Origin of the sequence: Thauera phenylacetica B4P (assembly GCF_000310225.1) — a bacterium.
In the GTDB taxonomy this organism is placed as follows: domain Bacteria; phylum Pseudomonadota; class Gammaproteobacteria; order Burkholderiales; family Rhodocyclaceae; genus Thauera; species Thauera phenylacetica.
In genome coordinates this window covers 14,318-36,696 of the sequence record NZ_AMXF01000003.1, presented here as the reverse complement: position 1 = coordinate 36,696, position 22,379 = coordinate 14,318, and the positions used below count along the sequence as shown (strand labels likewise).

Genomic DNA, 22,379 nt, shown 5'->3' with positions numbered 1-22,379 from the left:
AGGACGCACGAATGAAGGAAACCGTCTGCTACGTACTGGACGCATTCCCCGCCGCCTCCGAAACCTTCATTACGAACGAGCTCCTCGAACTCGTCAGACGCGGCGTGGAAGTGCACATCGTTTCCATGGCCCGCCCCGACATCACCACCGTTCTTCATCCTGGCGTCGCATCCTTGTTACCGCGCGTCACCTATCTCGACGACACGAGCCGCCAAAGACAACTCCGGGCTCTCGGCGCAACCGTGCTGCACAACCCGGTCGGACTTCTGCATGCATGGAGAACCGCCCTCCAGCTCGGTGGGCACTACACTTGGATTCTGCGCCATGCGTTTCCGCTGATCGCGGCGCTCCGACGTAGTCCATGCCAGCGTGTACACGTCCACTTTGGCGGCCCCGCCTTGGAGTATGCCGCTCTGGCCTGCAACGTCGTCCGAAAGCCTTTCACGGTCACGCTACATGGTTCGGACATCTTTCTTCGCCCCTTGCAGGCACTTCGGAAGCTTTGCACACTTGCGCAACGCGTGATCACCGTATCGAGCTTCAATCGCAACTACTTGCAAGACGAGTTCGGTATACCGGTTGGCAAGGTGGATGTCGTGACCTGCGGTATCGATACCGAGTTCTTCAGCACTGGACCCGAAACCCTGCGCCGCATACCGGGAAGGATCGTCACTGTCGCTCGTCTCTCGCCAGAGAAGGGACACATTTACCTTGTGGAGGCTGCCGAACGGCTGAGGAACGCAGGGGTTCAATTCGAATGGAGGATGATCGGCGACGGACCTCTCAGAGCACAACTCGAGTCCATGGTTCAGAAACGCGGACTGAGCGGTCAAGTGCACTTTCTCGGCATGCAGGATGCACGTTCCGTGCTCACCGAGTTGCGTCAGTCCTGCGTCTTCGCATTGGGCAGCACCTCCGAGGCTGCTCCAGTCAGCTATTTCGAAGCCATGGCGACCGAAACCCCGGTGGTTGGAACGCGAGTCCGTGGAGTGCCCGAGTTCGTGCTCGAAGGAGAAACCGGGTTTCTAGTGGACGCCGAAGATCCTGCCGCGCTGGCCGACCGCGTCGCCCTGCTGCTGAAGAACTCGGACCTCGCGCGGTCGATGGGGCGAAAAGGTCGGGTTCATGTGGTCGAACACCTCAGTTTGGCGCGTCAGGTCGACGGTCTGATGCGAGCATGGACCGGCTCGCCCACTCCATGATTTTTGCGCCCCCGGACAGGCCTCGTCTGAAGACCCATGACGAAAAATAAGCTCCTTGTCATCGCATCGGATTTCCCTCCGCTGGTGGGCACCAACACCCAACGAATCATCAGCTTCGTGCGTCACCTGGCACATTGCGGCTGGAAGACGACTGTCGTCACGCGTGCACTCGCCGATCTCGAAACAATCGATAGCAGGGATTATTCGACCATTCCCGCAACGGCAGACATCGTCCGGATCGAAGACCCCGACCTGTTCGCCAAACGCCGGCGGAATACCGGAGTGGGGCCGTCGGACATGGGGCAGGAGCGCCTTCCCCAGTCTCCGGAGTCATCGGGTAACCCGATCGCCGAGGTCCAGCTCCAATGGAGCACCACCGCACTGCAACGCCTACCGCGTGAAGTTGCGTCCCGGGCGGTAAAGACCTGGCTTCGATACCGTTCATACCACCCGGACACTCTGCGACCTTGGGCAGATGCGGCGGCCCGCGCGGTCATCGACCTCGACATCCCCCGGCCCCACGATGTACTGCTGACAAGCGCACCAAGCTACTCCGGGCACGTCTCGGGCTTGACGATCAAACGCGGTACGGGCTTGCCCTGGGTGGCCGACTTCCGTGACCTGTGGGTGGGGCGGCCGTTCCGGGAACCTGTCAGCCAGCTACACGCATGGATGGACAAACGGCTCGAGGCTGCCGTCGTGCGCGAATGTGACGTGTTGCTGCTCGCATCACCCGCGTGGGTAGCAACCTTCGTCCAACGATACGGCGCGGAGATCGAGTCCAAGATTGTCGTGCTGACCAATGGCTACGACGCAGAAGAAACGGACGCGGTACGCGCCTCGCTCGGCGAAACAGACCACTCGATCCGCCGCTTCGTGCTGACGGGTTCGATGCATGCGGCCGAATCGCCTCTCCAGTTCATCCACGCACTCGGCGCCTTGCGCCGACATTCGCCCGATCTGGCCGCGCAGGTGCGTGCCGACTTCATCGGCAATGGCGGGGAAAACACGGCACTGCTGAACGCGGCAAGCCGCGACGAGGGGGTGTCCGACCTGATCCAGTTACACGGGCCGCGGTCGCATGTCGCTTGCGTCCGCGCGCAGTTCGAGGCGGACTTCCTGTTCATGGCGCTTGCCCCGGAACACCGCGATACGATCAGCGGCAAGAGCTTCGAGTACATGGCCACCGGCAAGCCGGTGCTGGCCTGCCTGGCGGAAGACAGCATCCAGGCCAGGCTGCTGGGCGAAGCCGGCACGATGCGGCGGGTGGATTTCGGGGACGTCCAGGCGACCGAGTCCGCGATCCGGCACTTGCTTGCCACCGACAATGCGGACCTCACGCCCAACTGGCAGGTGATTCGTGAGTACGAGCGCGGCGCGCTGACCAGACGGCTCGCAGCAGTCCTGGATCGACTCGCGGCGCAAGGCAGCCGTTCGACGCCTGCCTAGCCAGCCGAGCCTGTCTGCGTACTACGAAGATTGTTCAGGGTGCGCAAGCCGAAGCGAAGGCGCGTCCGATCCCAGGGCGTGAAGCGATTCAACTGGAAGGGGTCTGTAGCCTGTGCGTTCGCACCCCAATTGGTACTGACCGCGGCATCGAAGCCGAGTCGCCTGGCCATTTCCCGGTGTTCGAGTCGGTAATCGCGACCAAACTTTCCGTTCGGATAGGCGAAGAGCCCGACCCGCGTCCCCAGAATCGACTGGAGCTGATCACGGCTGTCGCCCATCTCGCGCAGGGCATCGGCGTCGCTGCAATTCGCCAGGATGGGATGCGAAACCGTATGCGCACCGATTTCCATATCCGCAGCATGCAATGCACGCAGCTGTGCCGTGGTCAGCATGAGATCCGAGGGCAATCGCGCCCTGCACCGACCCATGATGTGCTGCACCGCGTCCTCGCGCGCCGCCTGCTGCAGGTGCTTGACCGCGGGGATGATCCGCTCGAGGGCCGCGCGCTTTTCAGCCACGGTCTCGACGGCCAACTCGCCCAGCCCGAGCACCGCGCAATCGATCCGATCCACCGTCGCATTGCGCACGGATTCGATGACGGAGTCGTTCCACATCCTTCCACCATCTAGAAATCCGGTGCTGATGAAGAACGTCGCCTTCAGTCCATGGCGCTGGAGGATGGGGAGGGCGTGCAGATAGTTGTCGGCATAGCCGTCATCGAAGGTGATCGAGGCCGCACGCGCGGGCAGATTGCCCTGCGAGAGCCTGGTGACGGCTTCGCCAAGGGGCAGGACGGTGAACCACTCCGAGATCCAGCGCATGGACTGATCGAACCGCACGCGGTCGACCTCATCGGGAAAGAGCGGATCGGCGTTCTCGAGCACGCGGTGATAGATGAAGATGCTGAGCCGAGCCTTCGGCCCCGCAGGCGAGAGGATGGAGCAGGCGGCGCGGAGAATCATTTACGGCTCACGGCGAAGAGTGGCCGGGTGCGGCACGCCGGCCGAATTGCGGATCGGGTTTGGGCGCACGCCGCAAACCGATGTACTGAAGCCAAGGCATCTCGACATCGCGCTCCCATCCGCGGCGCTCCACCCACGCACGCGTCATGACCGCGAGCACCATCATGTTGTATGGCAAATCGAAATAGGAGAGGCTCAGGAACGCTCCCCCGGTCGCATAGCCGACGAGACTGACCTGGATCATCGAGCCAAGGTCGGCGGTCCACGCGCTCTGCTCCTGCGCGCGACCATTCTTGCGCAGCCATCCGGCGGTACGGTAAGTGGAGAACCAGATCCCCAGGAAAAGGAAAAGGCCGACGAATCCGTGATTGCCAAGAACCTGGAAATAGATGCTGTGTGCGGCCCGCACGGAAGTTTCGTACGTGCCATAGAGGAAAAAGAAGATCGGATGTTGGTAGCTCATGCCGCCACCGAAGACATTATGTACGGCGACATTCCAGGCGACCCCCCAGGCGTTGATGCGCCCCATGGCCGACGCATCTTCCTGATAGGTCGAGATGGTCTCCATCCGGGTCCACCAATGCTCGGGCATCATCGGTAGCGCGACCAGGACACCAAAAAGCAGGAAGCCCCCGATCAGCGCCTTCTTGCGACTGCGCAGCCAGAACATCGCAGACATCGCTCCGATGGCAAGAAAGCCGCCGCGCGAATGCGTACCGATCGCCGCGGCTGCACAGAGCATCATGAGCATGGTGAAGCCGTATTTGAGCCAGAGCGCCTTGACCTGCAACTGCAGGAAATGCAGCAGCGGAATAGTCATGATCAGCGACAGCGCAAACTCGTTGTTGTCTTCGATGAACGATCCGGGTGGCCCCCAGACCCTGGAGTTACCACCGGAGAGCACCGTGAATAGCCCACCCTTTGCCCCGAGCAGTGCCATCGATCCGACTGTCACCCAGGCAAACGCAAGGATCTGCATCCGATTGATGACCAGCATCGCGGCAACGAAAGTCATGAAGTAGATCTTGATGACCTTGTTCCACTGAGCATAGTCGCCGACCGGATCCATCCCGAATAGCCACGAAACGGTCATCCAGCAGGCGAACAGCGCAAACCACGCCATCGGCGCGCCCTGGAACGGACTCTGCCGATCGCGCGTCATGAGCAGCCCGAGTACGGTCGCCCCCGCTGCGATGGCGGCCAGCGGCGCAGAGTAGGCGAACCCCCAGGCGAATCGGTGGGGGTTCATGATGCTGAGCCAGGTCCACAGCATCACGCCAACCCATGGCCGCTTTAAGGCCAGCACCGCTGCAACTGCAACAATCGACAAAATGATCAAGTCACGCATGGCGAAGCCCTTTCAACGTACGGCCACATGACTGACCACATAGCGAAACTTCCCGGATTTCTCGGCCGCAATGGTCTCGACGAACTCGACGGACACCTCCACCCCCTGTCCCAGGCGGCGCCGAAAGCCTTCGATCACGGTCGTGTCCAATCCCTCGGTGCTCGCCCCAGCTTCCGGCACGATCAGCGCCCGGGTGTGGCTGCGCGTCTCCTGCACGATCTTGAAGGCACGCACCGCGGGGATGTCACGCAGGATGTAGATAAGCGACAGCCCGTGCAGAACGGTGCCATCTTCCGCCACCACGAAATCGGTGCTGCGCCCCTGGATGTCCTTGAGGATCGGCAGCCCGCGCCCGCAGGGGCAGGCATCCTCGCCCAGCGTGCCGATGTCGCCGGTGCGGTAGCGGATGAAGGGATAGTCGCGCGTGGCGAGGTGGGTGACGACGATCTCGCCCGACTGGCCCGGCGGCAGCACCCTGCCCGCCTCGTCGATGATCTCGACGACGATGTCCTCGGCGGTGACGTGCATGTTGCCGCTGGGACATTCGTGGGCGATGAAGCCGGCGTCGCGCCCGCCGTAGCCATTGGCCACCGGGCAGCCGAAGAGCCGGCTGATGGTTTCGCGCTGGTGGTCGTAGAGCCGCTCGGAGGTGCAGAACACCACCTTGATGCCCAGGTCGTCGAGCCGCACGCCGCGCTGTTCGGCGCGCAGGGCGATGTGGCTGATGGCCGAGGGGTAGCCGAAGAGCATCTTCGGCCGGCGCTCACGAATGCGGGCGATGAAGCCGTCGACCTTTTCGTCGGACATCTCGAACGCGGGCAGCAGCTCGGTGCGCATCAGCGCGTCGCGCACCAGGCGCACGCGGTCCTGGGTGCCGAGCTCGATCGGCGAGCCCCAGACGACGATCTCGCGGTCGCCGATGTCGACGTCCCACCAGCGCGTGGCGCGCCACTTGGCGGCGACATCGTGGGTGACGCGCTCGGTGCCGATGAAGAAGATCAGCGGCTCGCCGCTGCTGCCACCGGTGTTGAAGCGGGCCAGGCCCACGGCGTCCTCGGCGCGCAGGGTGTCGGAGTGGGCGCGAATCTCGGCCTTGGTGAGGAAGGGCAGTGCCTGCAGGTCGGCCACGCTGCGTGCGGCGGCCGGGTCGAAACCGGTACGGGCGAAGAGCTCGCGGTAGTAGGGCACGTGCACGGCTACGTCCTTCAGCAGGGCCTGCAGGCGCTCGAGCTGCAGGTCGAGGATGCGCTCGCGCGGCCACCACTGCGAGGCTTCCATGTCGCGGTGCACACGCACGGTGTCGTGCTTCTTGATCCGCTCCTGGGCCGGGAAAAGGATGGATGAGACGAAGCGGGTGTAATAACTGCTCATACGATGTCGTTTGCTCGAGCGCCGTCTTGCGAAGACTCGAGTTTAAGCCCCAAGGCCTGCCGGTATTCGTTGAACAGAACACGCCGGACGTTAGTCCAGTCGTGACCTTGGACCTCTAGCTGCGCAGCGTGCGCGATCGTCCTTGCGCGTTCGGTGTCGAGCAGCAGGGACAAGGCGGCAGCGGCCAATGCTCGAGGATCCTCGCTCGGAACCAGCAGCGCAGTCCTTTCGTTCTCCAGCATGTAAGGCACCCCGCCCACTGCGGTGGCGACGATGGGCACGCCACTTGCCATTGCCTCGAGAACGGCAACCGGCTGGTTGTCTGCGCGACTGGGGTTCAGAAGCAAATCGGAACGCTGAAACAACGCGCTCATCTGGTCGCGATCGAGTCGCCCCGGAAAAGAGACCCTGTCATCCACCTCGAGCTCTCGTGCCAGGCGCTCGAACTCCGCACGCGCTGGACCGGACCCGGCGAGCGTCAGCCGGGCGTGTGGAAGAACACTCGATATGTGCGCAAATGCCTTGATCGCGATGTCTACGCCGTAAACGAACTCGAGATTGCGCGCAACGATCAAGTGAGGGCTTTCAGGGTTATGGTCGTAAGACACCGAAGCACTAAAACGGGACAAGTCTACGACATTGGGCAATACACGCGCTGCAATGCCATGGCGGCCGAAAACTTCGACGAGGAAGTTCGACGGAACGAGCAGCGAGCGGGCCCCGCGCAGCCGCCGGCGCACGCGAACCGCAGATCCCTCGAGAAATTTCTCGGCCTCTCCACCGTGGTAATTCACCACGACGGGTACGCCGCGCCACTCGGCAATCGCGAGCGCCGGCGCCGCATAGAGATGCCAGGACCAGCCGGAGTTGGCCATCACATGGACGAGTTGAGCGCGCCCGACTTCTCGCCAGAGGCTTGCAAGGTAGGGCAATAGCCTGAAGAGTGCGCGGAGCCCCTTGACCCGCCCGACCCAGGAAGGCCGATACGCTGCGTTGACCTGGACGAGGCGAACCGCCAGCCCCTCCCCACCAAGCAGATCCCCGAGTTGACGCGTCAGCACCGCCATGCCGCCCGCTGGAGGCGGCAGCGGACCGACCAGGCAGAGGCGAACCCCCTTCAAGTCCATCGCGAGCACTCGTGTAAGGTCATATCCTTGCAGCGAGAGTGAAAATGCCGACTCCCGCACGCGGCCAACCCGACGCCTGCTTCATTGCCGAAAAGGTCGAGAAGGCGGTAAACGCACGGGTGGGATGTGCCAACAGTTCGCGCACAAAATGCATGCGCGACGGCCCCCTGAAGTGAGCCTCGCCGCCCCATCCCGGTCTCAGCACCCTGTCGGCATGGACCACTTCGCTGAAGCCCCTGTCCAGCAGGATCTTTTCCATCGATTCCGGAGAGAAATACCACCTGTGATCGAGCTGATACATCCAGTGGCGCGCCCCATCCTGAACACGATCCGCGCTTTTGTAGTTTCCCGTTTCTAGCACCAGCCAACCGCCTGTTCTCAGTCGCTTCTTCGCCTCGTCGATGATCGCGAGCGGCGTCACCAGATGTTCGATCACATCCCACATCGTGATCACGTCAAAAGTTTCATCAGGCGGCAGATTAGACATCGTTCCACGAACTCCCTGGAGATTAGGCAGTTCAGCGATTCGCTCAAGCTCAAGCGCCGGATCGAGCGCGGTGACGCAGAAGCCGCGCTCTGCCGCCACTTTGGCAAAAATTCCCGCCCCAGCACCGATATCGAGCAGTTTCTTTCCAGGAAGAGTGAGCTGCGACAGAAAGTCGACCTCCAGCAGAGCGATATCGCATTTCTTTTCCGGATCGAAATACTCTGAAAGCCGCTTGCCCTGCGCCCTATAGTTGCGATCGAAGTGCTCGACGCTTTCCGTCTCAGTACGCCCCAGCGGATATTGCCATGCAAAATGACAGCGCCCGCACTCGACAATATGGACGCAAGAATGCCCCTCCACATCGCTCGCCACGGCGTCGAAACGTTTGAACTCGGGTGACTGACATACCGGGCAGCTTTGAACGGTTGGATCAAGCTCTACGAACATAATCTAAACCTCATGAGATTTACCGCCGTCAAATTACTCTTGACCCACCTGCAATCTGCACGTCCAAATCGGTCTCTCCGCCGCAAAGGGCACGTCAGAATTGGTGGCAATGAACACCCCTAGGTCATACTCACGGTCTCGAGCCAAGCGCAGCGTACACATGCATGTAATTCGCCACGCTGTTCTTCCAGTTGCGCACCTCTTCCACAAAGTGCCGCCCCGCCTCGCGCATCGCTGGCCAACGCTCGCGGTGGTCGAGCATGTCGTCGATGGCGGCGGCGAGCGCCTCGGCGCTGCCGGCCTTGAACAGCTTGCCGGTCTCGCCGTCGCGAATCAGTTCCTTGTGGCCGCCGACGTCCGAGGCAACGAACAGCCGCCCCTGCGCCATGGCCTCGAGCGGCTTGAGCGGGGTGACGAGCTCAGTCAGGCGCATCGAGTGACGCGGGTAGGCGAGCAAGTCGATCTGGTCGTAGTAGCGGCTGACCTCGCTGTGCGGCACGCGGCCGGTAAAGACCACCTTGTCGGCCACCCCCAGGCGCTGGGCCTGGGCCTTGAGGTTGGCTTCCTGCGGACCACCGCCCACCAGCAGCAGGCGCAGGTCGGGGCGCTTTTGCAGCAGCGCGGGGAATGCGTCGAGCAGCAGGTCGAGGCCTTCGTAGGCGTAGAACGAGCCGACGAAGCCGATGGTGGTGCAGCCCTCCAGGCCGAGCTGGCGGCGCAGTTCGGAGTCCGGGTCGCCGGAGAGCTGGAAGCCTTCTGTATCCACCGCGTTGGGGATGACGGTGACCTTGGCCGCAGGGATGCCGCGCGCCACGATGTCGACGCGCAGGCCTTCGCAGATGGTGAAGGCGTGATCGACACGCTTGAGCGCCCAGGTTTCCATGGCGCGCGTGGCACGGTAGCGGATGCTACCTTCGGCGGTGGTGCCGTGGTCGACTGCGGCATCCTCCCAGAAGGCGCGGATCTCATAGACGACCGGGATGCCCAGGCGCTTGCCGACGCGGATGGCGGGGATGGCGTTGAGCACGGGCGAGTGGGCGTGCAGCACGTCGGGTTTGAGTTCGCGGGCGAGCTGTTCGAGGCGGGCTTCGGTGGCGCGCATCAGGCGCAGCTCGTTGATCCCGGCCGGGCCGGCCTGGGGCACCGGGCAGCGGTAAAAGCGCAGGCCGTCGACGTCTTCAATATCCGCTGCGGTCTTGCCCTGCTTGGGCGAGGTCAGGTGAAACGTCTCCCAACCCAGCGCCCGCTGCTCGCGCAGGATTGCCGCGGTGCGGAAGGTGTAGCCGCTGTGCAGCGGGATGGAGTGGTCGAGGATGTGGAGGATGCGCATATCAGGCGCCTATGAACATGCGACTCTTCTTGCCGAGCAAGCGCTTGGCAGATCGAATCGCATACACCGTGAATACAATGACGAGCCCCGAATACAGCGCAAACGTCAGCAGGTTCCCGGGAACATCGGCGTGCTCCTGCCCGTCATAGATCGTGCCATGCAGCCAGTAAACAGTTAGAACTTTGATTGCCGAGATAAAGTAAGCATGAATGAAGAAAATCCCGAAACTAATCTCCGCGATGTAGTCGAGTCGATGCCCGAAAACGTGATGATGTCTATACAACTGCCAGGTAATAATCAGCGCAAGCGCTGCCTTCATCGGCATGTGCCAATAGGGCGGAGACGACCATTCGAACACAACTCCTGCCGCGGATGCGGCCGCGATCAGCAGCAGAACGGGCCACCAGCGCATTACCAGCGACATCGCCACTTTTTTGTAGTGCGAGAACGCCATGCCCATCAAATAAACGGGAAAAAGGTAAATGACTTTATCAATTGGACCATAGGGGCCGTCGCGACCCAGGTAGGTAGAAAGCGCCAGCAGCGGAAGAATCAGCCAGTAGCCTTGCGGTAGCTTGCGATCCATCCAGATCAGCAACGGGGCAACAAGGTAGAACAGCGCGATCGTGGGCACGAACCAAAGAGGTGCAAGATGCTTTCCGGTAAGCATGAACAAGCCGATCTGCTGCCAGATCTCGAGGTCGTAGAACCACGACCACATGCCTGTGCGCTCGGTAAGCACCGTAAAGATGAAAAGGGCCGGAACAGACAACACCAAATACGGCAGGATGACTGTCAACAACTTCTGCTTGAGGTATTGCGGAAAGGAAAAGCGCGCGCTCAGATGCTGGAACAGATAACCCGCGATAAAGAAAAAGAAGATCGAGCTCTGATTGGCGACGGCGTCGATCAGCTTGCCGGTGAGCGGCCAGTCGCTCCAGTCCAGCGACGGGATCGTGTGGGCAAAGACGATGAAGATGATCGCGACCCCACGAAAAACATGAATGTGTTGCTGATACTGGTTTTCCTTGCTCATACGAGAAACTCCTGATGCAGGCGACAGTCAGCGCTCGCCCTCCGGGCTGACTCGGCACGTCGCACCTTGATTTCGCAAGAAGGCCTCGAACATCAACAGCGTCCACAGCGGCGAGCTGTAGTCGCGAGCACCCGAATGATGAGCGTCGACCAGATGCTGCAAGTAGTCGCGCTTGAATATACCGGTGGTGGCCAAGGTTTCGCCCAGCACTGCGTCACGCACGCGCTGCTTGAGCGGACCGCGGAACCAGCGTGCGAGCGGGACGGCAAAGCCCATCTTCGGGCGGTAGAGCACGTCGCTCGGCAGGAAAGGCTCCATCGCCTTCTTGAACAAGAATTTCCCTTCGTTGCCCTGGATCTTGAGGCCAGAGGGAAGTGTGGCGAGCCATTCGACGAGCGGGTGGTCCATCAGCGGCTCGCGCACCTCCAGCGAGTGGGCCATGCTGGCGCGGTCGACCTTGGTGTTGATGTCGCCCACCAGGTAGGTCTTGAGGTCGAGGTACTGGATCAGCGCCAGCGGGTCGTCGGTGTGGGCGCTTGCTGCATGGCGGCGGAAGACCTCGAGCGCGTCATAGCCGCCGAGCTTGCCCCGGAAATCGGCGCTGAAGAGCTTCTCGCGCATGTCGCCGCGCAGGATGGAGACGCTGTGGAAGTAGGCCTCGGTGGCGTCGCGCGCCATGGCCTGGAAGGTGGTCTTGGCGCGGAACACGCGCGGCGCCCAGTCGGCCTTGGGGTAGAGGCGGCCGAGCAGGCCGAAGACGGGTTGCCTTAGAGCCTGCGGCATCGCCGCGCGCATCCTTTCTTCCGTCAGGTGCGAGCGATAACGCCTGTAGCCGGCGAAGCTCTCATCGCCACCGTCCCCGGACAAAGCCACGGTAACGTGCTTGCGCGCGAGCTGGCACACGCGGTAGGTGGGGATGGCGGAGCTGTCGGCGTAGGGCTCGTCGTATAGCGCGGCCAGGGTGTCGATGAGGTCGAAGTCGTCGGACTTGACCGTCTCCACGAAGTGGTTCGTGCGGTAGCGGTCGGCGACCTTCTGGGCGAATTCGGATTCGTTGAACTTGGGGTCGTCAAAGGCGATGGAGCAGGTGTTGACCGGCTCGTTTGAGAGCCCCGCCATGGTGGCGACGACCGCGCTGGAATCCACTCCACCCGAGAGGAAGGCACCCAACGGCACCTCGGAAATCATGCGCAGGCGCACGGATTCGCGCAGGCGCTCGGTGAGTTCGGCGGTGGCCTCTTCAAGGCTGATGTCGTTGTGCAGGGTGAAGCGTACGTCCCAGTACTGCCTGGGCTCGGGAATCCGCTGGCCGCGGCGGATGCAGAGGGATTCGCCCGGACCGAGCTTCTTCGCACCGAGGAAGATCGTACGCGGTTCCGCGACGTAGCCGAGCGCGAAGTACTCCTCGACCGCCAGCGGGTCGATGCGGCGGTCGAGCGCCGGGTGCTGCATCAGCACCTTGAGCTCGGAGCCGAAGGCGAGCGTGCCATCGGGCAGCAGCGCGTAGAACATCGGCTTGACCGCCAGGCGGTCGCGCGCCATGAAGAAGGTGTCGCGGTTACGGTCGTGCAGCGCGAAGGCGAACATGCCGCGGAAGCGCTGAACGCAGTCCTCGCCCCAGGCCTCCCAGGCGTGGACGATGACCTCGGTGTCGCTGCGGGTGTGGAAGACGTGGCCCAGGGCCTCGAGCTCGGGGACGAGTTCCTGGAAGTTGTAGATCTCGCCGTTGAACACCACGGCCACCGAGCCGTCCTCGTTGAACAGCGGCTGCTGGCCAGTGGCGAGGTCGATGATGGACAGGCGGCGGTGGGCGAGCGCGACGCCGGGCTCGAAGTGATAGCCGCCCTCGTCCGGGCCACGATGGTGCTGCACGTCGTTCATGCGCTGCATCAGCGCGCGGTCGAAGTCGCGTTTGCCGCGAGTGTCGAATAGGCCGGCGATGCCGCACATGGGTCAAGGTCCTGTAATCAAGCCGCTTACATGGGAGCGGTTCTTCTGGGGGCGGGCTTGCCCGCGAATGTCGAGTGAAATAAAGGCCCTATTCGTCGGCGAGCCCGCTCCCCCGGCGAAGCGCTTGTTCATAGAGGCTGGCGTACCGTTCCACCATGTTGTCGATGCTGAAATCCTGCTCCACCCGCTGTCGGCCGGCAGCACCATGATTTTTCCGCAGCGCAGCATCCGAAGTGTAGCGTAACAAGGCACCTGCCATCCTCTCTGGATCTTCTGCCGGAACCAGCTCGCCCGTCCGTCCAGGCAGGACGAGTTCGGCGCTCCCCCCCACATCGGTCGCGACGACCGGCAAGCCAGTCGCCATGGCCTCGAGAATGGTGTTGGAGATGCCCTCCGACCTCGAAGGCAACGCAAAGACATCGAGCGCGCGCATCACATCGGGAACGTCGTTGCGCTCACCCGCGAGCCAGGTCAGGTCACCGATGCCGCAGGCGCGCACCTCGGCCTCGACCTCGAGGCGCAGCGGTCCGTCTCCGGCGATGATCAGGCGCACGTCGGCCGCCCCACGCCGACGAGCGATCGCCACCGCACGCACCAGCGTGAGCTGATCCTTCACCGCCTGCAGGCGGCCCACCGTACCCACCACAACCGCTCCATCCAGGCGCAGCGGGCAACCCGAGAGCGCTGCACGCGGCGACGCCGGGAAGAAGCGGGCGGTATCGACACCGTTGCAGATGCGCTCCACCCGTCCGGCAGCGACGCCGACACGCTCGATCAAGTAGCGCTCGATCTGGCGCGAGAGCGCCACGTAGCGCCCGACCAGCGGCGAATAAAGCTTGCGGACCAGGCGGTACTTCGCGCTGCTGCCCTCACGGTCGAAGCTGTCCCACCCGTGTTCGCCATGCACGCGGGCGCGCACGCCCGCGAGTGCAGCCGGAACCAAGGCCTCGAGCGCAGCCAGGTTGCGCGTATGGACGATGGCCGGACGCATCCGCCGAAACAGCTTGTACAACTGCGGATACAACCGGATTGCATGACCGGGCGGCTTGTGCAGAGAGATGAACTCGACGTCGTCGCGCTGCACACGTTGGCAGAACGTCGGCGCACAGTGCAGCAAAGCCACCACCGCATGCCGAAACCGATCCGCAGGCAGGCGGTTGATCAGGTTGACCACCCCGTTCTCCAGCCCGCCCACGTCGAAGCTGTAGAGGACGTGCATCACCAGGGGGCGCGGATCTGCAGCGTCCGCGCGCGCAGCCTCGTTCATCGCGGAATGCTCGCCGCGGGCGCCTCGAGCGTTGCCCGAATCGCCCCGGCATGCGCGACCAGGAAAGCCTCGAGGTGCGCCCTCGCCCGCTCCGGCCCCTCCTCGGCCACCGGGGTGGACAGCACCACCACCGCGGACTCGTCCGGCCTACTGGTCAAGCGATCGACCGCGAGCCGCAGCTTGACCTCGGCGTCGCGGGCGAGCTCCCGATCGTTCAGGCGATACCAGTGCCAGGTGAGGACGCGACCCGATGGGGTGAAAATGAAGTTCTCGACCACGGGCACGCCGGCCACCGTCATCGCATGCGCGCTGCGCACCAGGTGCAGATCGCCCAGGACATGCGAGGCCGGTCCGTTCTCCCATGCAATCATCTCCTGCCCCTCCCGCTGGCCGAGATACCAGGCTGCGAAAAGGCCGACAGGCGCAGTTCTGCCCTCGCCCAGGTAGGTTTGCCGGAGCTGCGCACGCGCGCCGGCGTAATGCGGGACGTAGGCGAAGCGCTCCGCAGGGGCCGTCGTCCAGCCCTCCGCAGGCGCGGGCGCGTCCAGCGTCACCGCGAACGCGTCGATGGGCCGATCCATTATCGCGAGCGCCGGCGGGAACGCGGCTAGCGCCAGCGCGATCGGCACCACCCCCACCCAGCGCGTGGCTGTGGTCGCCACGGGTACCGACCGCAGCTGCGCCGGCTCCTCCTGCCAGCGGCTGCCGACCCAGAACATCAGGAAGATCACCACCCCGAAAAACACCCAGCCGTAGATCAGGTGGTCCACCCCGGCGGCGATGTTGTTGTCGGAGAGGTAGCCGAGCATCACGATGATGTAGGCGCGCACCCAGTTGGCCACGATGGGCATGGCCAGCGCCACCAGCATGAACAGCAGCCGACGCTTGAGGCTGGTGTAGTTGAGATAGGCATACAGCGCACCGACCACCAGCGAGGCGATCAGGTAGCGGATGCCACTGCACGCCTCCACGACCGACCAGCTGCCGTTGGGAACGATGAAGAACAACCCTTCCTGATACACCGGCACGCCCGACAGGCGCAACGCCCACACGGTGAATTCGGCGGTGTAGTGCATCAGCGTGGGCAGCAGGAACTCGCCGATCGGCACGCCGAAGAACAGGAAGGCGAGCGGGAATAGCAGGATGCGGCTGAGCCTCCAGCCCAGCACGCCAACGAAGGCCGACACCAGCATGACGAAGAGCGCGAAGTGCTGCGCCGCGGCGACGCTCACCAGGCTACCGAGCAGCCAAAGCAGCCCCGCCGCGAGGATCGGCATGGCCATCCAGGCGACCGGCTGCGGGCGCAAGCCACCGATGCGCTCTCGCGCGTGCCAGGTCAGCCAGGCGAATGCCGGTAGCACGATGAGGCCGTGCGCGAAGGTGTCGGAACGCCACCAGATGCCCGCGACGTCGGCGGCCGTCGGCCAGTACCAGGCGACGACCCACAGGAAGGTCAGCGCGAGCGCGCCCGCGACAATCGGAAAGGCCGGGGAGATGCGGGTCATGCGGTTTCACTCAGGAGTTGATCGAGCAACGCGAGGTGGGCGTGCCAGCTGTAGCGTGCTTCGACGCAGGCGCGCGCAGCCTCGCCCATCCTGGCACGTCGCGCCGGGTCGGCAAGGAGCTCGAGAACGCGTGCCGCCGTCCCCTCCGCCCCCTCGACGATCTCGCACTCGACCCCGTCGCGCGCAGCCAGGCCCACGGCCGATGCGGCCGAAACCACCACCGGCCGCGCCATCGACATCGCCTCCAGCACCTTGTTCTGGATCCCGCGCGCGATCCGCAGCGGCGCGACGACGACATCCGCATGGGCGACGTACGGCCGCACGTCTGGAACCGTGCCGGTGACGAAGACCTCGGCGGATGCCAGGGCACGTACCGCGGGTGCGGGGTTCATTCCCACGATCCAGAAGCGCACCGCGGGCAGGGTGCGGCGAATGATCGGCAGGATCTCGCCGACGAACCAGGTGACCGCGTCGATGTTGGGCCAGTAGTCCATCGCCCCGCTGAACACGAGCACCGGCCCGCCCGGCGTGAAGGGCGACGCACCCGCGTTGGCGGGCGAGAAGAAGTCCGCGTCCACACCGTTCTGCATGACCCCCACCCGACTGGCGAGCGCCGGCGCGGCGCGCCGGAAGAGCGCAGCCTCGGCCTCGGTGACGAAGAGGCTGGCATCCACCGTGGCGGCGGCGTCGCGCTCGAAGTCGAGCAGGCGCTCGCCCTCGCGCCGGTACAGCCAGGACATCGGCCAGCGCCGGTCGGCGGCGTACTGCGTCCATTTGGCCGAGTCGACATCGCAGAAGTCGACCACGCGGCGGCTCAGCCCGGGCACGTCGAGGTATTGCGCCATCGGCCCGGAGAAGGCCACCGCCGAGCGGATCCCGTTCTCCGCCACCACCTGCTCCACCCAGCGCGCCAGGCGCGGGCTGCGGTAGTACGGCAGGCTCAGCGCCTCGCCGCGCAGCAGGCCGCGCAGGCTGGCGACGCGCCGGATGCCAGGCTCGATCGGGATCACGCAGGTCTGCTCGCACCACTGGCGCAGGGCCGGGATGTGGCGACGGTCGTCCGGATGGTCCACGAAGCTGCCCAGCCACACCCGGTGCGTGCTGGCGAGCTGGCGCAGGATGTTGAAGGACCGCAGCTTGTCGCCCTTGTTGGGCGGATAGGGGATGCGGTGCGTCAGGTAGAGGAGCGGCGGCCGGCTGTCCTGCACCGCCCTACCCCAGGTTGCGCACGATGTGCGGTCCGAGCCGGTTGGCCACGCCGATCGGCAGGCGCTTCCAGAGGGCGATGAAGGCCCGGTACTTGGGGTTCATCGGGTTGTTCTGCGGGATGCTGTCGCGCTTGTACAGGCGGTATTCGTAGGACAGCGGCTGCGGCTCGAAGCCCCAGTTCTTCTTGAAGGCGTAGGGACCGGTGCCGACCTTGCTGCGGCCGTAGTCGAACACCTTGCAGCCGCGCTCGCAGGCGCGCCGCATCAGCTCCCAGTACTTGAAGTCGTTTGCGGCGAGCTCGCGCGCGGCGAGGTCGTCGCCGGCGTAGTAGGGCAGCACCTCGTCGCGGAAGTAGAAGCTGAGCACGCTCGACAGCGGCTTGCCCTCGGGCGAACTCACCGTGAGCACCTCGCAGGCCTCGCCGAAGCGCTCCTTGAGCTGCTCGAAGAACCTCTTCGGCAACGCCGGCGTGCCATGACGCAGCACGTTGTCGGCGTAGAGGGCGAAGAAGCGCTCGACAGTGGCGTCCACCTCGCCGATCAGCCCGTTCTTGATGCCCTTGCGCACCATGGCGCGCTGCTTGCGCGGGATGGCGAGCAGGTTGGCCTCGACCTCGGGCAGGATCTCCTTGCGGAAGGTGACGTAGAGCTCGGCCTGGCGCGGCCAGTCTTCGTGGCGCGGCTGCAGGTTGCGGTACTCGAGGTGCTGCACGCCGAGCGCCTGTGCCAGCGTCTCGGCCTTGGACTCGAGCGCGTGCAGGGTCTCGGGGCCGGCGTCCTCGGCGGCGGCGATGCCGCCATACACGCAGAAGGGCAGCGACACCAGCGCATGGCCGAAGAGGCGGCTGCGCACCTCGGCGAGCGGCAGGACGCCGACGATGTCGCCGGCGCGCTCGGCGTAGAGGTAGAAGGTGCGATGATCGAACACCTGCTCCATGAGCTCGCGCCAGGCGGACAGGTGGAAGAAGGTCGCCTGCGGGCAGCAGCGCACGAAGTCGTCCCAGCGCGGGGCGTCCTCGCCCTTGAGCAGGTTCACGACAATCGGCAATCGGTCCATGGCGCGCATCCGGATCCAGTCGGGTTCAGGCGGCGTCGCGGAAGACTTCGTCGGCGCGCCCCCAGGAGAAATCGGAGAGAAGCCGGTCGAGCCGGGCTTCGGTGTGCTGGAGGTTAATGTAGTGCCTGAACCGGGTCTTTGCCGTGGCAGCGGTCACGCGCGGCTGTTCGGGATCGATTTCCCAGGGATGGAAGTAGAAGATCGCGGGACGACGATCGGCGGCGTTGACGCGCGCGATCTGCCAGCGCGACAGCGCATAGGGCAGCAGGCGGAAGAAGCCGCCGCCGCCCGCGGGCCAGTTGCGCCCGAGCATCTGCACGGTGCTAATCGGCACCTCGACCAGGCCGTTGGGCAGCCGCCACGGAAAGCGCGGCGCGTCAGGGATGCCATAGTGGTCGTGGCGGACCGGGTAAACGCTGGAACTGTAGCGGTAGCCCGCCTCGGCGATGCAGTCGTGCGCCCACAGGTTGGCCTCGCCGATCGAGAAGCTCGGCGCGCGGTAGCCGACCACCGCGCTTCCGGTGATGTCCTCGAGGATGAGCTTGGCGAGGCGGATGTCGGCCGTGAAGGCCTGGGGCGTCAGGTCGCTGGCGCGCTGGTGCGCGTAACCGTGGCTCGCCACCTCGTGGCCGGCGGAGGCGATGCGCCGCACCAGGCCGGGATAGCGCTCGGCGACCCAGCCCAGGGTAAAGAAGGTGCCGCGCGCGCCGTGGCCGTCGAGCAAGGCGAGGATGCGATCGACGTTGCGCTCGACGCGGCAGGGCACGCTGTCCCACTGCTCGCGCGGAAAATGCGGGGCGAGCGCGGAGACCTGGAAGTAGTCCTCGACGTCGCAGGTGAAAGCGTTGGTGATTCGCTCAGCCATCCCGGCCTCCCGCCCCGGCGCGCGCCGCCTCGTGTTCGACGAGCCAGTCGTGCAGGTGGGCGGCGACACGCTCGGCGCTGCGTCCGTCCCAGTACTCGGGCACGCGTCCGGCCTTGCCGCCGGTGGCGAGGATCTCGCGCGCCGCGGCGACGATGGCCTCGGGGTGGACGCCGACCAGGGTGTTGGTACCCTGCTCCACGGTGATCGGGCGCTCGGTGTTCTCGCGGATGGTCACGCAGGCCACGCCGAGCGCGGTGGTCTCTTCCTGGATGCCGCCGGAGTCGGTCAGCACCATGCGCGCGCCCGACATCAGGCCGAGCATCTCGAGGTAGCCCTGCGGCGGCAGGATCAGGAAACCGGGGCCTGCGAGGCGATCGAGCATGCCGAAGCGCTCGAGGTTGTTGCGCGTGCGCGGGTGCAGCGCGACGACCAGCGGCAGCGCCTCGCTCACTGTGCGCAGCGCGTCGATGATGGGGCCGAGGGTGTCGGCGCTGTCGACGTTGGACGGGCGGTGCAAGGTGACCACGCCGTAGCCGCGGGCAATGCGGCTGGCGTCCAGGCCGGCGGCGGCGAGCAGTACTTCGGCCTGGACCGCGCGCGGGAGGCTCGCGCGCAGGCTGTCGATCATGACGTTGCCGACGAAGACCGCGCGCTCGGCGGGGATGCCTTCGCGGACGAGGTTGTCGTGGGCGGAGCGCTCGGTGGTGTAGAGGACGTCGGAGATCTGGTCGGTGAGGATGCGGTTGATCTCCTCGGGCATGCGGCGGTCGTTGCTGCGCAGGCCGGACTCCACATGCACCACCGGGAGTTGACGCTTGCTGGCCACCAGCGCGCAGGCGAGCGTGGAGTTGACGTCGCCCACCACCAGCACCGCGCGCGCGCCGTGCTCGTCGATGACCGGCTCGAAGCGCTTCATCACCTCGGCGGTCTGCACCGCGTGCGAGCCGGAGCCGACCGCGAGGTTGACGTCGGGCTCGGGCAGGTCGAGGTCGGCGAACAGGCGGTCCTTCATCGCCGGGTCGTAGTGCTGCCCGGTGTGCACCAGCAGCGTGCGGATCGGCGGGTTGTGCGCGGCGAAGGCGCGGATGATGGGCGCGACCTTCATGTAGTTGGGGCGTGCGCCGACGATGCAGATCACCGGCGCCTCCGCGCGATCGCGGGCATTCATCGAGCTTCCTCCTCCGGCGCGGCATCGCGGCGCACCGCCTGCAGCAACTGGTTGAGCACGGCGAGCGTGGCCGACACCGACTGCTCCAGCCCGGCCAGGCGCGCCTCGATGCGCTGCAGGTCGTAGTTGCCGGCCATTCCGGCGACCTGGCTGGCGAGCTCGGGAGAGACACGCAGGCGTTCGACCGCCAGCGCCTCGACCGGCGGCAGCGCCGCCACAGGCTCCGCCCCCGCCAGCACCGCGCGCCCCATGCCTGCGGCAGGACGTGCGCGCGGCGGGGCGAACTCTTCCTTGAGCTCGGCGATCACCTCGCGCACCTGCGCCTCGGTGATCACGTGGTTCTCGCCGAGATAGGCGGCGAGCAGGAGGCGGTCGCACAAGGTGTTGATGGTGCGCGGGATGCCGCCGGTGTGGCCGTAGATCGCATTGAAGGAGCCGGGCTCGAAGCGCGGGTCCTCGTTCCAGCCGACGTGGCGCAGGCGGTGCTCGATATAGCCCCGCGTCTCCTGCAGGTCGAGCGGCCCGAGGTGGTAGGACGCGATCACGCGCTGGCGCAGCTGCTGCATCTCGGCGCGCTGCATCACTTCGCGGAACTCCGGCTGTCCGACCAGGAAGCTCTGCAGCAGGGCGTGGTCCTCGAGCTGGAAGTTCGACAGCATGCGCAGTTCCTCGACCGCGGCGGCGGAGAGGTTCTGCGCCTCGTCGATGATCAGCAGCGCGCGCTTGCCCGCGGCCGCTAGCGAGACGAGGTAGGTCTCGATCGCGAGCAGCAGGCCGGCCTTGTCTAGGTTGCGGCTGGGCACGCCGAAGGCGCCGGCGACCATGCGCAGCATGTCGGAGGCGTCGATCTGGGTGCTGACGATGGTGGCAGCGACCACCTTGGCCGGATCGAGCTGCTCGAGCAGGCTGCGCACGATGGTGGTCTTGCCCGCGCCCACCTCGCCGGTGATGACGATGAAGCCCTCGCTCTGGTGCAGGCCATATTCGAGGTAGGCCATCGCCCGGCGGTGCCCTCGGCTGCCGTAGAAGAAGGCGGGATCGGGGTTGAGCTGGAAGGGCTTTCCGCTCAGCTTGAAAAAGGTTTCGTACATCGGAGATCCGCTTAGAACCGCATGCCGAGGGTGGCTGTGACGGCGTTCTCGGTGTAGTCGTCGCTGCCCTCGGAGCGCGTGTGGCGATACGTCAGGCCGCCGTCGGTGTTCGCGCCAAGCCGCCTGGAGATGCCCAGTCTTGCGGTGGAACGTGTCGTTTCGTCGCTCTCCTCGCCCGAACCGGTCGACTTGCTATGCAGGTAGCCGGCGTTGAGCGTGGCGAATCCGGACAGGCGGTGGCTGAAGGAGATCGAGGCCGAGCGCATGCTGACGCGGTCGTAGCTCTGCAACTCGCCGCCAAAGCTGAAGCCCGACAGGGTATCGAGGCTGTTGCGATCGCTGCGCAACACGCTCAACGTGAGTGTGTTGCGTACCCCTTCGAGCGTCCAACTCGCCCCCACCGTGCGCTCCACGTAATAGGCGTTCGAGCGCACCGCGTCACTCGCGCCGCGGCGATAGGCCTCGAGCGCGAGCCGGCTGCGCTCGAATTCGCTCAGGTCAGGACGCAGGGAGGTCAGGGCCTGGTAGAGCACCTGGTAGGCCGGATCGAACATGAAGCCGTCCGCGATCTCGTCGGCGAGCGAGGAGATGTCGCGCCGCGCGGTGAAGCTGAACGCAGAGCGGGCCATGCGGTGACGCAGGCTGACGTCGTAGCCGTTGCCAAAGGTGCGTTTTTCTCCCGTGGCGGACAAAGCGGTGCGCTCTGTCGGGTACCAGTCGAATCCGGCGCCCCAGATCTCTCCCCTCTCGCCCTCGGCGATGGCGTAGTCGTTCGACTCGTAGCCACCGATCGCGCGCAGGCGGAACTGAGGGTCGATGTTGATGAAGAGCGTGCCGCGGGCGAGCTCCTGCTCGACGTCGCGTGTGGCATTCTCGTCGTAGCGGGTCTCCGAACGCGAAAAGTCTAGGCTCCATCCAAACAGGCGCAGCGCAACCGGATGGGAAAGACCGACGCCCAGGGTCTGCGCGCGCTGACCTCCGAGGCCTCCGCTGCTGGTGCCGCCGCCTAGCCAGCGCTCGCGGTAGTTCACTTGCCCCTCGCCGCCTGAACCGAAACGGAAGAGATAGCGCGGCGCCACCGAAAACACGCGGACCTCGTTGTCCTCGTCGTAGTCAAGCACGTCGCCTGGCACGCGGCCGCGGAACAGGGACTGGTTGTCGCGCGACACCGAGGCGTCGACGTCGACGAAGAGAGAATTCTCGATCGCCTCGAAGCTGCCACGGCCATCCACCGCAACGTAGGTGGTGTTCTCTTCCGTACGCTCGGCGTGGGTGAGGTTGCGTAGGCGAAGGTCCAGCCCGCCCTTGAGCCTTCCCGACTCGCGCACCATGGACAAGCCGGGAGACACCTCCAGGATCCAGTCCTGCTGGGTGTCGGCGCCGTCCGTATCGACGTTGTCGGTCCAGGTGAGCTGGGTGCTCAGCGTGGGCTGGATGCGGAAAGTCTGCGCCTGCGCCGTTCCGACCACGGCCAACGCGAAGAGCAGCACGAGGGGGCGCAGCAACCGT

General features: G+C 65.0%; 18 protein-coding genes. 2 read left to right on the top strand and 16 right to left on the bottom strand.

The annotated features are described in order from the left end of the window. Window positions 1-11: 11 nt before the first annotated feature. Together C667_RS01490 and C667_RS25445 are read left to right on the top strand one after the other, a co-directional pair. A complete protein-coding gene (locus C667_RS01490) occupies window positions 12-1,202 on the top strand; it encodes a glycosyltransferase family 4 protein (protein WP_004355697.1) in 1,191 nt (396 codons plus the stop codon). A 36-nt stretch (window positions 1,203-1,238) separates the two neighbouring features. Beyond that, window positions 1,239-2,651, top strand: coding sequence for a glycosyltransferase (locus C667_RS25445; protein WP_157302093.1), 1,413 nt, complete (start codon window positions 1,239-1,241; stop codon window positions 2,649-2,651). Here C667_RS25445 and C667_RS01480 read toward each other — a convergent pair. The 16 genes from C667_RS01480 to C667_RS01400 form a co-directional block, all read right to left on the bottom strand. Further along, complete coding sequence (locus tag C667_RS01480) at window positions 2,648-3,613, bottom strand: polysaccharide deacetylase family protein (protein ID WP_004355691.1); 966 nt, start codon at window positions 3,611-3,613, stop codon at window positions 2,648-2,650. The two genes, C667_RS25445 and C667_RS01480, sit on opposite strands and share 4 nt — an antisense overlap. A gap of 7 nt (window positions 3,614-3,620) precedes the next feature. Continuing rightward, window positions 3,621-4,961, bottom strand: a complete 1,341-nt coding sequence (locus tag C667_RS01475; protein WP_004355687.1) for a putative O-glycosylation ligase, exosortase A system-associated — start codon at window positions 4,959-4,961, stop codon at window positions 3,621-3,623. Window positions 4,962-4,973: 12 nt separating this feature from the next. Continuing rightward, entirely contained in the window at window positions 4,974-6,332 is a 1,359-nt protein-coding gene (locus tag C667_RS01470; protein WP_004355686.1) for a phenylacetate--CoA ligase family protein, read from the bottom strand. After that, complete coding sequence (locus C667_RS01465; RefSeq protein ID WP_004355683.1) at window positions 6,329-7,459, bottom strand: glycosyltransferase family 4 protein; 1,131 nt, start codon at window positions 7,457-7,459, stop codon at window positions 6,329-6,331. Before C667_RS01465 ends, C667_RS01470 begins: the two co-directional genes overlap by 4 nt. 19 nt (window positions 7,460-7,478) lie before the next feature. Beyond that, complete coding sequence (locus tag C667_RS24545; protein ID WP_083881237.1) at window positions 7,479-8,393, bottom strand: class I SAM-dependent methyltransferase; 915 nt, start codon at window positions 8,391-8,393, stop codon at window positions 7,479-7,481. A gap of 130 nt (window positions 8,394-8,523) precedes the next feature. Then, a complete protein-coding gene (locus C667_RS01450; RefSeq protein ID WP_004355674.1) occupies window positions 8,524-9,723 on the bottom strand; it encodes a TIGR04063 family PEP-CTERM/XrtA system glycosyltransferase in 1,200 nt (399 codons plus the stop codon). 1 nt (window position 9,724) lies between these two features. Then, on the bottom strand, window positions 9,725-10,759 hold the full coding sequence (locus C667_RS01445; protein ID WP_004355671.1) for an acyltransferase family protein: 1,035 nt from the start codon (window positions 10,757-10,759) through the stop codon (window positions 9,725-9,727). Window positions 10,760-10,786: 27 nt separating this feature from the next. Then, complete coding sequence (locus C667_RS01440) at window positions 10,787-12,709, bottom strand: XrtA/PEP-CTERM system amidotransferase (protein ID WP_004355670.1); 1,923 nt, start codon at window positions 12,707-12,709, stop codon at window positions 10,787-10,789. A gap of 88 nt (window positions 12,710-12,797) precedes the next feature. Next, window positions 12,798-13,976: a TIGR03088 family PEP-CTERM/XrtA system glycosyltransferase gene (locus tag C667_RS01435; RefSeq protein WP_004355668.1), complete on the bottom strand. Its 1,179-nt coding sequence runs from the start codon at window positions 13,974-13,976 to the stop codon at window positions 12,798-12,800. Then, a complete protein-coding gene (gene xrtA, locus C667_RS01430; protein WP_004355665.1) occupies window positions 13,973-15,481 on the bottom strand; it encodes an exosortase A in 1,509 nt (502 codons plus the stop codon). The genes C667_RS01435 and xrtA overlap by 4 nt, the downstream gene beginning before the upstream one ends. Continuing rightward, window positions 15,478-16,689, bottom strand: a complete 1,212-nt coding sequence (locus tag C667_RS01425; protein ID WP_004355663.1) for a TIGR03087 family PEP-CTERM/XrtA system glycosyltransferase — start codon at window positions 16,687-16,689, stop codon at window positions 15,478-15,480. Before C667_RS01425 ends, xrtA begins: the two co-directional genes overlap by 4 nt. Before the next feature lie 4 nt (window positions 16,690-16,693). Continuing rightward, window positions 16,694-17,746: a FemAB family XrtA/PEP-CTERM system-associated protein gene (locus C667_RS01420; protein WP_004355662.1), complete on the bottom strand. Its 1,053-nt coding sequence runs from the start codon at window positions 17,744-17,746 to the stop codon at window positions 16,694-16,696. A gap of 25 nt (window positions 17,747-17,771) precedes the next feature. Beyond that, on the bottom strand, window positions 17,772-18,611 hold the full coding sequence (locus C667_RS01415) for an XrtA system polysaccharide deacetylase (protein ID WP_004355660.1): 840 nt from the start codon (window positions 18,609-18,611) through the stop codon (window positions 17,772-17,774). Next, a complete protein-coding gene (gene wecB / locus C667_RS01410) occupies window positions 18,604-19,779 on the bottom strand; it encodes a non-hydrolyzing UDP-N-acetylglucosamine 2-epimerase (RefSeq protein WP_004355658.1) in 1,176 nt (391 codons plus the stop codon). Before wecB ends, C667_RS01415 begins: the two co-directional genes overlap by 8 nt. Further along, window positions 19,776-20,870, bottom strand: coding sequence for an XrtA/PEP-CTERM system-associated ATPase (locus C667_RS01405; RefSeq protein WP_004355656.1), 1,095 nt, complete (start codon window positions 20,868-20,870; stop codon window positions 19,776-19,778). The genes wecB and C667_RS01405 overlap by 4 nt, the downstream gene beginning before the upstream one ends. 11 nt (window positions 20,871-20,881) lie before the next feature. Then, a complete protein-coding gene (locus tag C667_RS01400) occupies window positions 20,882-22,375 on the bottom strand; it encodes a TIGR03016 family PEP-CTERM system-associated outer membrane protein (RefSeq protein WP_004355654.1) in 1,494 nt (497 codons plus the stop codon). Window positions 22,376-22,379: the final 4 nt, after the last annotated feature.

Excerpts from the sequence above, each read along its gene's own strand:
- C667_RS01490 (WP_004355697.1), top strand. The coding sequence starts at position 12 with ATGAAGGAAACCGTCTGCTACGTACTGGACGCATTCCCCGCCGCCTCC.
- C667_RS25445 (WP_157302093.1), top strand. The coding sequence starts at position 1,239 with ATGACGAAAAATAAGCTCCTTGTCATCGCATCGGATTTCCCTCCGCTG.
- C667_RS01480 (WP_004355691.1), bottom strand. The coding sequence starts at position 3,613 with ATGATTCTCCGCGCCGCCTGCTCCATCCTCTCGCCTGCGGGGCCGAAG.
- C667_RS01475 (WP_004355687.1), bottom strand. The coding sequence starts at position 4,961 with ATGCGTGACTTGATCATTTTGTCGATTGTTGCAGTTGCAGCGGTGCTG.
- C667_RS01470 (WP_004355686.1), bottom strand. The coding sequence starts at position 6,332 with ATGAGCAGTTATTACACCCGCTTCGTCTCATCCATCCTTTTCCCGGCC.
- C667_RS01465 (WP_004355683.1), bottom strand. The coding sequence starts at position 7,459 with ATGGACTTGAAGGGGGTTCGCCTCTGCCTGGTCGGTCCGCTGCCGCCT.
- C667_RS24545 (WP_083881237.1), bottom strand. The coding sequence starts at position 8,393 with ATGTTCGTAGAGCTTGATCCAACCGTTCAAAGCTGCCCGGTATGTCAG.
- C667_RS01450 (WP_004355674.1), bottom strand. The coding sequence starts at position 9,723 with ATGCGCATCCTCCACATCCTCGACCACTCCATCCCGCTGCACAGCGGC.
- C667_RS01445 (WP_004355671.1), bottom strand. The coding sequence starts at position 10,759 with ATGAGCAAGGAAAACCAGTATCAGCAACACATTCATGTTTTTCGTGGG.
- C667_RS01440 (WP_004355670.1), bottom strand. The coding sequence starts at position 12,709 with ATGTGCGGCATCGCCGGCCTATTCGACACTCGCGGCAAACGCGACTTC.
- C667_RS01435 (WP_004355668.1), bottom strand. The coding sequence starts at position 13,976 with ATGAACGAGGCTGCGCGCGCGGACGCTGCAGATCCGCGCCCCCTGGTG.
- xrtA (WP_004355665.1), bottom strand. The coding sequence starts at position 15,481 with ATGACCCGCATCTCCCCGGCCTTTCCGATTGTCGCGGGCGCGCTCGCG.
- C667_RS01420 (WP_004355662.1), bottom strand. The coding sequence starts at position 17,746 with ATGGACCGATTGCCGATTGTCGTGAACCTGCTCAAGGGCGAGGACGCC.
- C667_RS01415 (WP_004355660.1), bottom strand. The coding sequence starts at position 18,611 with ATGGCTGAGCGAATCACCAACGCTTTCACCTGCGACGTCGAGGACTAC.
- wecB (WP_004355658.1), bottom strand. The coding sequence starts at position 19,779 with ATGAATGCCCGCGATCGCGCGGAGGCGCCGGTGATCTGCATCGTCGGC.
- C667_RS01405 (WP_004355656.1), bottom strand. The coding sequence starts at position 20,870 with ATGTACGAAACCTTTTTCAAGCTGAGCGGAAAGCCCTTCCAGCTCAAC.